General features: G+C 72.3%; 10 protein-coding genes. 4 read left to right on the forward strand and 6 right to left on the reverse strand.

Translation table 11 applies throughout. The features are described 5' to 3' along the window. Nucleotides 1-601 precede the first annotated feature (601 nt). Nucleotides 602-1,309, forward strand: a complete 708-nt coding sequence (locus HNR61_RS42350) for a nitroreductase family protein (protein WP_312898360.1) — start codon at nt 602-604, stop codon at nt 1,307-1,309. On the opposite strand, the gene HNR61_RS42355 is transcribed toward HNR61_RS42350, so the two are convergent. The 3 genes from HNR61_RS42355 to trxA form a co-directional block, all read right to left on the reverse strand. After that, complete coding sequence (locus HNR61_RS42355) at nt 1,250-2,071, reverse strand: putative RNA methyltransferase (protein ID WP_182848797.1); 822 nt, start codon at nt 2,069-2,071, stop codon at nt 1,250-1,252. The genes HNR61_RS42350 and HNR61_RS42355 overlap by 60 nt on opposite strands. Before the next feature lie 35 nt (nt 2,072-2,106). Then, nucleotides 2,107-2,481 carry an Hsp20/alpha crystallin family protein gene (locus tag HNR61_RS42360; protein WP_182848798.1) on the reverse strand — a complete coding sequence of 125 codons (375 nt, stop codon included), beginning with the start codon at nt 2,479-2,481 and terminating at the stop codon, nt 2,107-2,109. A 198-nt stretch (nt 2,482-2,679) separates the two neighbouring features. Next, nucleotides 2,680-3,033, reverse strand: a complete 354-nt coding sequence (gene trxA, locus HNR61_RS42365) for a thioredoxin (protein WP_182848799.1) — start codon at nt 3,031-3,033, stop codon at nt 2,680-2,682. Nucleotides 3,034-3,164: 131 nt separating this feature from the next. On the opposite strand from trxA, the gene HNR61_RS42370 reads away from it, so the two are divergent. After that, nucleotides 3,165-4,175: a sigma-70 family RNA polymerase sigma factor gene (locus HNR61_RS42370; RefSeq protein WP_067832497.1), complete on the forward strand. Its 1,011-nt coding sequence runs from the start codon at nt 3,165-3,167 to the stop codon at nt 4,173-4,175. 129 nt (nt 4,176-4,304) lie between these two features. Continuing rightward, nucleotides 4,305-5,654 carry a class II 3-deoxy-7-phosphoheptulonate synthase gene (locus HNR61_RS42375; protein WP_182848800.1) on the forward strand — a complete coding sequence of 450 codons (1,350 nt, stop codon included), beginning with the start codon at nt 4,305-4,307 and terminating at the stop codon, nt 5,652-5,654. Between the two features lie 77 nt (nt 5,655-5,731). On the opposite strand, the gene HNR61_RS42380 is transcribed toward HNR61_RS42375, so the two are convergent. From HNR61_RS42380 to HNR61_RS42390, 3 genes are read right to left on the reverse strand one after another with little or no spacing between them, the layout of a single operon-like run. Then, nucleotides 5,732-6,100 carry an ATP-binding protein gene (locus tag HNR61_RS42380; protein ID WP_245682061.1) on the reverse strand — a complete coding sequence of 123 codons (369 nt, stop codon included), beginning with the start codon at nt 6,098-6,100 and terminating at the stop codon, nt 5,732-5,734. Between the two features lie 47 nt (nt 6,101-6,147). After that, a complete protein-coding gene (locus HNR61_RS42385; protein ID WP_084000886.1) occupies nt 6,148-6,477 on the reverse strand; it encodes an STAS domain-containing protein in 330 nt (109 codons plus the stop codon). Nucleotides 6,478-6,508: 31 nt separating this feature from the next. Then, complete coding sequence (locus tag HNR61_RS42390; RefSeq protein WP_312898361.1) at nt 6,509-8,716, reverse strand: SpoIIE family protein phosphatase; 2,208 nt, start codon at nt 8,714-8,716, stop codon at nt 6,509-6,511. Between the two features lie 307 nt (nt 8,717-9,023). On the opposite strand from HNR61_RS42390, the gene HNR61_RS42395 reads away from it, so the two are divergent. Beyond that, nucleotides 9,024-13,139, forward strand: coding sequence for a hybrid sensor histidine kinase/response regulator (locus HNR61_RS42395; RefSeq protein WP_246444928.1), 4,116 nt, complete (start codon nt 9,024-9,026; stop codon nt 13,137-13,139). Nucleotides 13,140-13,190 lie beyond the last annotated feature (51 nt).

Consider the following 13,190-nt stretch of genomic DNA (forward strand, 5'->3'; position numbering starts at 1 on the left):
GAGCCGGACGGGGCGATCAGGACCTTGCCTGATCGATAAAGGCACTGGCTTTTAACACGCTGTTGAGTTCTCAAGAAACGGACACCCACCGCGCTTGATCCGCTCGCGCGTCTCTCGCTCCGGGGCAACCCTTCAAGCTTACTCAGATCCGCTCCCGCGTCAAATCGACCTGTAAAGATCGTTTCGACCGCCTGGAGTTTCTCCGAGTCCTGGACGTCGATCAGCGAACGATCCAAAGATCGGTCAGATTCGGCCTACCAGGAGTGCCCACCGGGCCGGCCGCCTTGCGGCGTCCTGCGTCCCGTCTCGGGCTGACCAGACCAGAGTACCTCAGTCCGAGCGTCGCCCGAACCGGTTTTCCGTCTGGTTCCCCGGGGCCGTCCGCCTTGCGGCGTCCCGCATCCCTCGGGGTGGTGAGAACACTACGGGCACCCGCCGGAACCAGCAAATCGAGGAGCCCCTCCCCCGCTGATGTCGCCGCAGTTCAGAGGCTATGTGTGGTGGCTCACAGTGCGGTACCGTTCGCTCGTCTTGCCGCCTCTGGTCCGGGAAGTCCTCCTTTCCCCTCGTGCGGCGGCCGGCCGGGTGGGAGGGATATCGCGTGAGCACCGAACGACTCGTGGTGGCGGCGACCATGGGGCCGGCCGTTCACGATGTGCATGCCTGGCGGTTCCGTGTGGTGCCCGGGGGGATCGAGGTGCACGCCGATCCCGCGCGGTTTCAGGGCATGCACGATCCGTCGGGGCGGGGGCTGCATCTCGGTTGTGGGGCCGCGTTGGTGAATCTGCGGCTGGCGGCCGCTCAGCTCGGGCGGGAGGCCGTGGTCCGGTTGCTTCCGGATGGGGAGAGACCCACGCTGCTCGCTTCGGTGCGGTTGGCGCGGAGGCGGCGGGTGATCCGGGCCGAACGGCTCCTGTACGCGGCGACGTTGCGGCCGTTCGTCGCGAGGGGGCCGGTCGTGACCGGGCGGCCGTCCGCGGCGGTGCTCGGCGAGTTGGGGGTCGCGGCTCGGCTCGAAGGTGCGGCGTTGCGTGTTCTGCCTGGCGAAGGAGCTCTGCGGGCCGTGCTGACCACGGCGGGGGATTCCCCTGGGGCGTGGCTGCGTGCGGGGCAGGCTCTCCAGCAGGTGTTGCTGGCCGGGGTGACGCGTTCGGTGTCGGTGTCGTTCCTCTATGAGGCCGTCGATGAGGCCTTCGGCCGGGGGGTGGGCTCCCCCGGTGAGGTCGCGCAGGTGCTGGTGGAGTTGGCGTCAGCTCCGGCGGTAGATCGACAGGGTGAACGACAGCGGCACCTCGAACGGGTCGGTTAGCTTCCCGATCCGGCGGTGGAGTTCGTCGGCGGGGATGTGGTGGGCGCTGGGGCCCATGCCGACGAGCGTCGCGATCTCCTCGTGGGTGAGGCGGGCGGTGGTCTCCAGGGGCTGCCGGTCGGTCAGGGTGAAGTGGTCGGCGAGGGTCGCGTCGGTGCGGTCGTCCTTGTGTTCGCCGATCTTCAGCAGGCCGAGTTCGCGCACCAGGGGGCCGAGGTGGCGGGGCGACGGGGTGACCACGTGCAGGTGCCCGCCGGGTCGCAGGGCGCGGTGGAACTCGGCGGCGTTGCGGGGTGCGAAGACGTTCAGGATGGCGTCGGCGGTCGTGTCGCGGACGGGGAGCGGCCGCCAGAGGTCGGCGACGACGGCTCCGGCGCGCGGGTGGGCGCGGGCGGCCCGGCGGGCGGCGTGCTTGGAGAGGTCCAGGCCCAGGCCGGTCGCGTCGGGGGTCCGGTCGAGGACGGCGGCCAGGTAGTGGCCGGTGCCGCCGCCCGCGTCGAGGATCCGGGCGCCCGTGACCTGTTCGGCCAGGCGGCCGGTGAGGGGCGCGAAGTGTCCGGCGCCGAGGAACGCGGTGCGGGCGCGCACCATCTCGGGGGTGTCGGCCGTGCCGGGGCGGGCGTCGCCGGGCAGCAGGTTGGCGTAGCCCTGCCGGGCGACGTCGAAGGCGTGGCCGGCGGGGCAGCGCAGGCCCCGGTCGGCCAGGGCGAGGTCGGCCCCGCACAGGGGGCAGCGCAGGTAGTCGACGACGTCGGACAGCATCCGTCCATCATCGGGCATGCGCGGGGCCGGTCCCGTCAGGTGAGGTCGGCTCCGGGGAGGTCGAGGGCGACCTCCAGGACGCCGTCGCGGTACCGGGTGGTGAGGGTGCGGGGGTCGGCGTCGCGGGGCAGCGTCAGGACGCGGCGGAACAGCCCGTAGTGGATGTCGCCGGGGTGGTGGCCGCCGTCGCGGCGGACCGCCCTGATCTCGATGGAGCCGTCGTGGACGGCGATGTCGACGTCGCGGGCCGGGTCGACGCCGGGCAGGTCGGCGCGGATGACGCAGCGGCCGTCCTGGACGTACTTCTCGGTGGGGATGGGCCGTCCGGCCTGGCGGAGCAGGGCGACCGGGGCCGAGCGGGCGATCCGCCGGACGACCGCGCGCGGCGCGGGGAACGGGGCGGTGATCACGGCCTCTCCTCCTTGACCGTCGCCGTGGGGCGGCGATGCGTCCTCATCGGGTTCCCTTCCGGCGTCCAGCGTCCGCCGGAAGGGTGACGAAGATGCCGACATATACCCACAAGCAGGCAGCAATCGGCCAAACAAGTAGTCCGCTACCGGTCAGCGCCCATCGCCGGAACGGGCCCCTCCGACAGGCTTCCCCGCAGGTCAGGAGTTCATGCGGGCGCGCACGTCGGCCATGTCGAGGGCGCGCACCTGCTCGATCACGCTCTCCAGCATCGGCGCGGGCAGCGCGCCCGGCTCGGCGTAGACGATCACGCCCTCGCGGATCGCCATCAGCGTCGGGATCGAGGCGATCCCGAACCGCTCCGACAGGGCGGGCTCGGCCTCGGTGTCGACCTTGGCGAACACGATGTCCCCGTGCTTGTCGGAGGACTCCTCGAACACCGGGGCGAACCGGCGGCACGGGCCGCACCAGGCCGCCCAGAAGTCGATCAGCACGATGTCGGCGCTCCGGGCCACCTCGTCGAACTTGTCGGTGGTCAGTGTGACCGTCGCCATGTCGATTTCTCCTCGCTCGGGGTATCAGATCCGTAGAAGGGCAGGCAGCTCGCAAGTATTCCCGAGTCGGGAATCACAGAGCGGTAATTAGCGTTCTCCTCTTAGGGAGATCGCACCGGAGAAGGGTCCAGATGGCTGCAACCCGTACCAAGGGCGACAGGATCGACGCCCCCGACAAGGACCTCGTCGGGGCCTACCTCGACCGGATCGGCCGCACGCCCCTGCTGGAGGCGGAGGAGGAGGTCGATCTGGCCAAGGCGATCGAGGGGGGCCTGTACGCCGAACAGCTGCTCGACGAGGGCACGCTGCCCGCGGGGACCACTCGCGAGGAACTGGAGGAGCTCGTCGCGGCGGGGCTGCGCGCCAAGCAGCGCTTCGTCGAGGCCAACCTCCGTCTCGTGGTGTCGATCGCCCGCAAGTACCCCACCGACGCCCTGCCCCTGATCGACCTCATCCAGGAAGGCAACCTCGGCCTGATGCGGGCCGTGGAGAAGTTCGACTACCGCCGCGGTTTCAAGTTCTCGACCTACGCCACCTGGTGGATCAGGCAGGCGATCGGGCGCGGGCTGAGCCACACCGCCCGCACGATCCGGCTCCCGGTCCACGTGGAGGAGGAGCTGTCGCGGCTGCGCCGCGCCGAGCGGCAGCTCGGCCGGGAGCTGGGCCGCGAGCCCACCCGGGAGGAGCTGGCCGAGACCGTGGGCGTGGCGCCCGAGCACGTGGACGAGCTGCTGAGCTGGCGGCGCGACCCGGCGAGCCTGGACGCGACCGTCGACGAGGCGGGCGAGACCCCGATGGGCGACCTGCTGGAGGACCCCGAGGCGGTGACGCCGGAGGCGGAGGTCCTGGCGCTGGACGACCTGGAGGGGCTGGGGCGGCTGCTGGAGCGGCTGCCCGAACGCGAGTCGGCGATCGTGCGGGCCCGGTTCGGCATGGACAACGGCCAGCCGCTGTCCTACGCGCAGATCGGCGCCCGGTACGGGCTCAGCCACAACCGGGTCCGGCAGATCACCGACCGGTCGCTGCGGCGGCTGCGGCAGATGGCCAACGAGACCGACCTCGCCGGGCGGCGCCCGGTGCCGGCCCAGGCGCCGGAGCCGGTCGGCGCGGGCGTGCGGGAGGCGGGCCGCCGCGCGGCCTGACGCCCGGGAAGACGATCAACGGGGCGGTCCTGGGGGCCGCCCCGGTCCGTTTCCGGGCCCGCTCGTTCCGGAACGAATACGTCGGCTTGCTAATGCCGTTCGGAGCGTTGTGCCATAGCCTTGGGAAGCGTGAGTACATCCAGCATCACGGGGGATCTCGACGCCTGGCGCGCTCTCCCCGCCCTCCAGCAGCCCGACTGGGACGATCCCGCCGAGATCCGGGCCGTGGCCGCCGAGCTGGCCAAGCAGCCTCCGCTGGTCTTCGCCGGCGAGTGCGACCAGCTCCGCGCGCGGCTCGGTGAGGTCGCCCGGGGCGAGTCGTTCGTGCTCCAGGGCGGCGACTGCGCCGAGACGTTCGAGGGCTCCAACGCCGACGCCGTCAAGAACAAGCTCAAGACGCTGCTGCAGATGGCGGTGGTGCTCACCTACGCCGCCAGCGTGCCCGTGGTCAAGATCGGGCGGATGGCGGGGCAGTTCGCCAAGCCCCGGTCCAAGCCGACCGAGGTGCGCGGCGGGGTGGAGCTGCCCGCCTACCGGGGCGACGCGGTCAACGGGTTCGACTTCACCGCCGGGTCGCGCCGCAACGACCCGCACCGGCTGCTCCAGGCCTACCACTGCTCGGCGGTCACGCTGAACCTGTGCCGGGCGTTCACCAAGGGTGGTTACGCCGACCTGCGGCAGGTCCACGCCTGGAACCAGGACTTCGTCAAGACGAGCCCGGCGGGGCAGCGGTACGAGCAGCTGGCCGGGGAGATCGACCGGGCGCTGTCGTTCATGAAGGCGTGCGGCGCGAACCCCGACGAGTTCCACGGGGTGGAGTTCTACTCCAGCCACGAGGCGCTGCTGCTGGAGTACGAGCGGGCGCTGACCCGCATCGACCACCTGAGCGGGCAGCCCTACGACGTGTCGGCGCACTTCCTGTGGATCGGCGAGCGGACCCGGCAGATCGACGGGGCGCACGTGGACTTCCTCAGCCGCATCCGCAACCCGATCGGCGTGAAGCTGGGCCCGACGACCACCGCCGACGACGCGCTGGCGCTGATGGACAAGCTGAACCCCGAGGGCGACCCGGGGCGGCTGACGTTCGTGACCCGGATGGGCGCCAAGAAGATCCGCGACGCGCTGCCGCCGCTGATCGAGAAGGTGACCCAGGAGGGGTCGCCGGTGGCGTGGATCTGCGACCCGATGCACGGCAACACGTTCGAGGCGCCCAGCGGGCACAAGACGCGCCGGTTCGACGACGTGCTGGACGAGGTCGCCGGGTTCTTCGAGGTGCACCGGTCCCTGGGCACCCACCCGGGCGGCATCCACATCGAGTTCACCGGCGACGACGTGACCGAGTGCGTCGGCGGCGGCCACGAGATCGTCGAGGGCGACCTGCACCAGCGGTACGAGACGGCGTGCGACCCGCGGCTGAACCGCGGCCAGTCGCTGGACCTGGCGTTCATGGTGGCGGAGCTGTACCGCAAGTCCGCCTGATCACGCGACGCCCCCGGAGAACGGCGAAGGCCCCGCGCCCACGGCGCGGGGCCTTGCCCGTCCGGGCTCCCGGGGCGTCAGATCGTGACCTCGGCCCAGACCACCTTGCCGCCGCTGACGGGGTCGGCCCCCCAGGAGGTGGCGAACCGGTCGACGATGAACAGGCCGCGGTGCGACTCGTCCAGCGGTCCGGGAACGGTCATGCGGGGCATCTGCGCGGCGCGGTCGCGGACCTCGACGCGGACCCGGCCGGGGCTGCGCAGCAGCCGCAGTTCCAGGGCGGTCCCGGCGTGCCGGACGGCGTTGGCGACCAGCTCGGCCACGATGGCGGTGACCAGCTCCTCGCGTTCCATCAGCGCCCAGGTGCGCATGGTGCGGGCGGCCAGCCGGCGGGCATACTCCACGGCCTCGGTCTGGGGCGCCGCGCGCAGAGTCGTCTCGGTCATCGGCTCCGCCATTCAGCCTCGGCCGCCGTCATGTCGGCCGCGGGTCGTCACCCGACCCCCTCTCCGGCCGGTCCCTTGATCAGGAACCGGTCCAGACCGGTGGTGCGCAGAACGTTCTCGACCCGGCCGTAGGCGCCGGTGACGGTCAGCGTGGCGTTCTGCGCCCTGGCGTGCTTGTAGGCCCGTACCAGGACGTTGAGTCCGGAGGAGTCGCAGAAGTCGACCGCGGTCAGGTCGACGACCACCTCCCGCTCCCCCGCGTCGACCAGCTCGGTGAGCCGCGTGCGCAGCTCGTCGGAGGAGTGCAGGTCGATGGACCCGCGGGCGGCGATCGTCGCGCGCCCGTCCTGTCGTGTCGTGTGCAAGGCCAGCCCCACGCCACCCCACCTTACCGATTGTTGTGCTTCATCATGACGCCCTCAGAACGATGAGGGCAACGTCGTCGTTCGAGGGTTCGGGCCCGAAGTCGCGCACGGCGCGCTGGATGCGGGCGGCGACCGCGCCGGCGCTCAGGCCGGTGCAGCCCGCCAGGATCCGCTCCAGGCCGTGGCCGTCGCCGAGCAGCCGGGCGCCGTCGCGCCGCTCGGTGACGCCGTCGGTGACGCACAGCAGGACCTGCCCGCGGCGCAGCTCGACGGTGTCGGTGTGGAACTCGACGCCGTCGAAGACCCCCAGCAGCGGCTGCGGGGAGGCGACCTCCCGCACGGTGCCGTCGGGGTCGAGCACCAGCGGCGGGGGGTGCCCGGCGCTGGTCAGTCCGATGGTGACGCCGTCGCGCAGCGGCCGCGGCGTGATCTCCCCGTGCAGCAGGGTCAGCAGGCGGCCGCGTTCGCCCTCGCCGAGGATGAGGCGGTTGAGGCGGGCCAGCACGTCGGGGACGGGGAGGTCCTCGGCGGCCAGGATGCGCAGGGCGTGCCGGGCCAGGCCGGTGACGGCGGCGGCCTGCGGGCCGGTGCCGCACACGTCGCCGATCGCGAAGCGCCAGCGGCCCCGCCGGTCGGCGGTGGGCGCGGCGGGCGCCGCGCCCTCGCCGACCTCGAACACGTCGTAGAAGTCGCCGCCGACCTCGCTGCCCTCCCCCGCGGGCTCGTAGACCACGGCGGTCTCCATGCCGGGGATCTCGGGGATGCCGGGTGGCAGCAGGCTGCGTTGCAGCGCGCTGCTCATGGCGGTCTGCTCGGAGTACAGGCGGGCGTTGTCGACGGCCAGGGCGGCGCGGCGCGACAGCTCCTCGGCCAGCTCGATGGCGTTGCGGGGGAAGCGGTCCCCGCCGGGGCGGCCGATCACGATCGCGCCGATGCGGCGGCCCCGGGCGACCAGCGGGAACGCGTAGGCCTGGTCGGTGACGGTCTCCCCGGCGGCGGCGCGGGCCTCGGCGGGCGCGCCGCCGAAGCCGCCCCAGGGGCCGGGTGCGTCGGTGGGCGGCGGGGCCTCGGCGCGGGTGAGCAGCTCGCGCAGCCCGTCGGCGCGGGTCTCGTCGGCGTGCCAGACATAGGCGAGACGGGGCGTCTCGTCGGAGGCGGTGTAGACGGCGCACCAGGTCGCCAGGCGCGGCACCATCAGCTGGGCGACCAAGGCCATGGTGCGTTCCTGGTCCAGGGTGCCGGCCAGCAGGTCGCTGGCCTCGGCGACGAAGCTGAGCCAGCCGCGCCAGGACCGCTCCAGCTCCCCGATGCGGGCCTTCTCCAGCGACAGCGACATCTCGTCGGCCAGCCGGCCCAGGCGGGTCCCGGCGGAGTCGTCGAACCGGCCGGGTTCGGCGGCGACGGCGACGACCAGGCCGGTCAGGCGGCCCTGGGCCTCCAGCGGGGCGGCGGCCAGGGAACGGGCGCGCAGCGCGGCGGCGATCGGGTCGGAGGCGTCGGTGGAGACCCAGGGCTCCCCGGCGCGGGCGTCGGGGCCGAGGTTGACCACCGACAGCTCGCCGAGGGACAGCCCGGCGGGCAGCCCGGCGGCGGCGCCGAGGACGAGGCGTCCGTCACGTTCGGTCAGCAGCACGGCGGCGGAGTCGGCGTCCAGGACGTCGCGGACGGTGGCGACGGCGGTCTCCAGGGACTCCTGGGCGGCGGGCGAGCGCAGGATCCGGTCGGCGGCGGGGGCGATGACGGCGGACCGCGCCGCCGGGTCCGCAGATCCCGCCGCGGGTCCGGTCGCCGGGGCGGTCCCGCGCGGGGACGGGGCGGGCCGGTCGGCCGGGACGCGCGGGGAGGCGCCGTTGACGTGGGCGCCGGGGCGCGGCAGCCGGAACCACACGCCCTTGGCGTCGCGGTCGTAGGTGACGCCCCAGGAGGCGGCCAGCCGGGCGATGGAGGGCAGGCCGCGTCCGCTGGAGGCGCTCACGCCGGGCATGGGGAGGGTGCGGGTGGGATGCAGGTCGCGGACCTCGACCTGGATCTCGCCGTCCAGCAGGCGGCAGGAGACCTCGAAGGACGTGCCGGCGTAGGCGACGGCGTTGGTGGCCAGCTCGCTGGTGGCCAGCACGGCGTCGTCGACGGCGTCCTCCAGGTCCCAGTCGGCCAGCACGCGCCGGACGAACCGGCGCGCCTCCGCCACCGACGCCGAGGCGGAGGGGAAGGTGGCCGACGCCGTCTGCTCCAACAGTCGTCCCTCGATCACTGCGTTAACCACCCGTCCTGGCTATCGTGACAGACTGCGCGCCACGCCCGCCACGAACACGACAGACCGTAACACGAAGGCTACGAGCCCGGTTCGGCCCCGTCCGGGTCGTCGCGCGGCGGGTGGCCCACCGTTCGGCGACGTAGAGTACTGGTGCGGCCCGAAGGAGGTGTCCGTCGCTTCCGCCTACCCCGTGTCCCGGGCCTGGAGGATGAAGAGCATGCCCCGACACCCGTCCCGTCCGCGCCCCGGCGCGTCCGCGGACACTCCGCGTTACAGCGACGCGGACCTGCGGCCACTGATCAAGATGTTGACCGCGGTCCGCGACGGGCGTTTCGCGTTCGAGCCGGACCTCCCCGAGGAGGACGGCGCGCTGCACGAGGCCATGGCGCTGGTGGCGGAGATCCGCGACAACGGCGCCCACCTGTCGGGCGACCTGGCGCGGGTACGGCGCGAGATCGGCCGGGAGGGCCAGATCATGGGCCGGCTGTCGCCGCGGACGATGAAGGGCTCGTGGGCGGTGGCGGCCGAGGACGCCAACGGCATCCTGGACAAGCTCACCGACCTGGCCACCGGGATGCACCGGGTCGTGGAGGCGGTCAGCGCCGGCGACCTGACCCAGCGGGTCGAGCTGCGGGCGCACGGGCGGCCGATGCGCGGCGAGCTGCTGCGCATGGGCAAGTCGGTGAACTCCATGGTCGAGATGCTGGACGAGTTCACCTGGGAGGTCACCCAGTTCGCGCGGGAGGTCGGCACCGAGGGCCGGCTCGGCGGGCAGGCGCCGCTGCGCGGCACCCGCGGGCGATGGCGGGACGTGACCGCAGCGGTCAACACGATGGCCGGGCGGCTGACCTCGCAGGTCCGCGACATCGCCGAGGTGACCACGGCGGTCGCGCGCGGGGACCTGACCCGCAAGGTGACGGTGGAGGCGAGCGGTGAGCTCCAGGAGCTGAAGACCACCGTCAACACGATGGTGGACCAGCTGTCGGGGTTCGCCGACGAGGTGACCCGCGTGGCCCGCGAGGTCGGCACCGAGGGGCAGCTGGGCGGCCAGGCCAACGTGCGGGGCGTGTCGGGGGTCTGGAAGGACCTGACCGACAACGTCAACGCGATGGCCAACAACCTGACCTACCAGGTCCGCAACATCGCCCAGGTCACCACGGCGGTCGCGGAGGGCGACCTCGGCAAGAAGATCACCGTGGACGCGCAGGGCGAGATCCTGCAGCTGAAGCTGACGGTGAACCAGATGGTGGACACGCTGTCGGCGTTCGCCGACGAGGTGACCCGCGTGGCCCGCGAGGTCGGCACCGAGGGCCGGCTGGGCGGCCAGGCGCGGGTGCCGGGCGTGTCGGGGGTCTGGAAGGACCTGACCAACAACGTCAACGGCATGGCGTCCAACCTGACCTACCAGGTCCGCAACATCGCCCAGGTCACCACGGCCGTGGCCAAGGGCGACCTCACCAAGAAGATCACCGTCGACGCCCAGGGCGAGATCCTCGAACTCAAGGACACCATCAACACGATGGTCGACACCCTCTCCGCCTTCGCCGACGAGGTGACCCGCGTGGCCCGCGAGGTCGGCGCGGAGGGGCGGCTGGGCGGCCAGGCGAAGGTGCACGGGGTCAGCGGGGTCTGGAAGGACCTCACCGACAACGTGAACTCGATGGCCAACAACCTGACCACGCAGGTCCGCGGCATCGCGCAGGTCACCACGGCCGTGGCCAAGGGCGACCTCACCAAGAAGATCACCGTCGACGCCCAGGGCGAGATCCTCGAACTCAAGGACACCATCAACACGATGGTCGACACCCTCTCCGCCTTCGCCGACGAGGTCAGCCGCGTGGCCCGCGAGGTGGGCACCGAGGGCCGGCTCGGCGGGCAGGCGATCGTGCCGGGCGCCGGCGGCATGTGGAAGGACCTCACCGACAACGTCAACGGCATGGCGTCCAACCTGACCTACCAGGTCCGCAACATCGCCCAGGTCGCCACGGCCGTCGCGCACGGCGACCTGACCCGCCGCATCGACGTGGACGCCCAGGGCGAGATCCTGGAGCTGAAGACGACGCTGAACACGATGGTGGACACGCTGTCGTCGTTCGCCTCGGAGGTCACCCGCGTGGCCCGCGAGGTGGGCTCGGAGGGCCGCCTCGGCGGGCAGGCCGAGGTCGAGGGCGTGTCGGGCACCTGGAAGCGGCTCACCGAGAGCGTCAACGAGCTGGCCTCCAACCTCACCACCCAGGTCCGCGCGATCGGCGAGGTCGCCAGCGCCGTGGCCACCGGCGACCTGACCCGCACGATCACCGTGGCGGCGCGCGGCGAGGTCGCCGCGCTGAAGGACAACGTCAACCTGATGGTGGCCACGCTCCGCGAGACGACCCGCGCCAACGAGGAGCAGGACTGGCTGAAGACCAACCTGGCGCGGATCGGCGGCCTGATGCAGGGCCACCGCGACCTCATGCAGGTCGCCGAGCTGATCATCGGGGAGCTGACCCGTACCGCCGGGGCCCAGTTCGGGGCGTTCTACCTGGCCGAGGGGGTGGGCGAGAACGCCGAGCTGAAGCTGATCGCCGGGTCCGGGGCCGGCCGCGGCCGGATCGGCGGCGTGCGGTTCGGGCCGGGCGAGGGTCTGGTCGGGCAGGCCGCCGCCGAGCGCCGCACCATCCTGATCTCCGACGCCCCCGCCGACTACCTCAAGATCCGCAGCGGGCTGGGCGAGGCGTCCCCGGTCAACATCATCGTGTTGCCGATCACGTTCGAGGACACCGTGCTGGGCGCGATCGAGCTGGCGTCGTTCAGCCGGTTCACCGACGTGCACCTGGCGTTCTTCAGCCAGCTGATCGAGACGATCGGGGTCACCCTCAACGCGATCAGCGCCAACACCCGCACCGAGGCGCTGCTGGCCGAGTCCCAGCGGCTGGCGCAGGAGCTCCAGGAGCGCTCCGACGAGCTGCAGCGCCAGCAGGGCGAGCTGCGCCACTCCAACACCGAGCTGGAGGAGAAGGCGGCGCTGCTGGCCCAGCAGAACCGCGCCATCGAGATCCAGAACTTCCAGATCGAGCAGGCCCGCCGCACCCTGGAGGAGCGCGCCGAGCAGCTGGCGATCTCCTCGCGGTACAAGAGCGAGTTCCTGGCGAACATGTCGCACGAGCTGCGCACGCCGCTCAACAGCCTGCTGGTGCTGGCCAAGCTGCTGTCGGAGAACCCCGGCGGGAACCTCACCGACAAGCAGGTGGAGTTCGCCCGCACCATCCACGACTCGGGCACCGACCTGCTGGAGCTGATCAACGACATCCTCGACCTGGCCAAGGTCGAGGCGGGCAAGATGGAGCTGCACCCCCAGCGGCTGACGCCGACGGCGCTGGTGGACTACGTGGACGCCACGTTCCGGCCGCTGGCGGTGGACAAGGGCCTGGCGTTCGACACCGCGGTCGCCTCGGACGTGCCCGCGGTGATGTACACCGACGAGCAGCGGCTCCAGCAGGTGCTGCGGAACCTGCTGTCCAACGCGGTGAAGTTCACCGCCGAGGGGCAGGTGAAGCTCGTGGTGGAGCGGGCCGGGGACACCGACTTCACGCTCCCGGCGCTGTGGAACACCCCCGACGTGGTCGCGTTCCGGGTGATCGACACCGGGATCGGGGTGAGCGCCGACAAGCTCCAGGTGATCTTCGAGGCGTTCCAGCAGGCCGACGGGACCACCAGCCGCCGCTACGGCGGCACCGGGCTGGGCCTGTCGATCAGCCGGAACATCGCGCGGCTGCTCGGCGGGGAGATCCACGCCGAGAGCGAGCCGGGCCGGGGCAGCGTGTTCACGCTGTACCTGCCCGCCCAGTACACCGAGTCGGACGGGCGGCGCCGCCCGATGGCCGACGAGCCCGTCGTCCCGGCCCCGCCGGCCTCGAACGGGACCCCCCCGGTGCCCGCCGTCACCGGGGGCGGCGGACGGTCCGTCGCCGCGGCGGACGACCGGGCCGCCGAGGACGGCTCCGCGCTGGCCGGGCTGGTCGCCGAGCCGCCCGCCGACTTCCTGGACACCGTGCTGTCGGGCCGCAAGGTGCTGATCGTCGACGACGACGTGCGGAACGTGTTCGCGCTGACCAGCGTGCTGGAGGGATACGGCGTGGAGGTGCTGTACGCCGAGGACGGGCAGGCCGGCATCGACGTGCTGCACCGCAACCCGGACGTGTCCCTGGTGCTGATGGACGTGATGATGCCGGGGCTGGACGGGTACGCCACCACCGCGGCGATCCGGGAGATGCCCCAGTTCGCCGACTTGCCGATCATCGTGATCACCGCCAAGGTCATGAAGGGCGACCGGGAGAAGAGCCTGGCGTCCGGCGCGTCGGACTACGTGCCCAAGCCGGTGGACGTGGACCACCTGCTGGACGTCATGCGGACCTGGTTGCGGCCCTCGGCCGTGCGGTGACGCCGGCCGGGGACGAGGCCCGAGGGACCGGACGCAAGCGGAGAGAGGCAG

It is taken from the genome of Actinomadura kijaniata (genome assembly GCF_014138665.1).
Lineage (GTDB): Bacteria > Actinomycetota > Actinomycetes > Streptosporangiales > Streptosporangiaceae > Spirillospora > Spirillospora kijaniata.

Coding starts and splice junctions, on each gene's coding strand:
- HNR61_RS42355 (WP_182848797.1), bottom strand. CDS start 2,071: ATGCTGTCCGACGTCGTCGACTACCTGCGCTGCCCCCTGTGCGGGGCC.
- trxA (WP_182848799.1), bottom strand. CDS start 3,033: ATGGCGACGGTCACACTGACCACCGACAAGTTCGACGAGGTGGCCCGG.
- HNR61_RS42370 (WP_067832497.1), top strand. CDS start 3,165: ATGGCTGCAACCCGTACCAAGGGCGACAGGATCGACGCCCCCGACAAG.
- HNR61_RS42380 (WP_245682061.1), bottom strand. CDS start 6,100: ATGACCGAGACGACTCTGCGCGCGGCGCCCCAGACCGAGGCCGTGGAG.
- HNR61_RS42395 (WP_246444928.1), top strand. CDS start 9,024: ATGTTGACCGCGGTCCGCGACGGGCGTTTCGCGTTCGAGCCGGACCTC.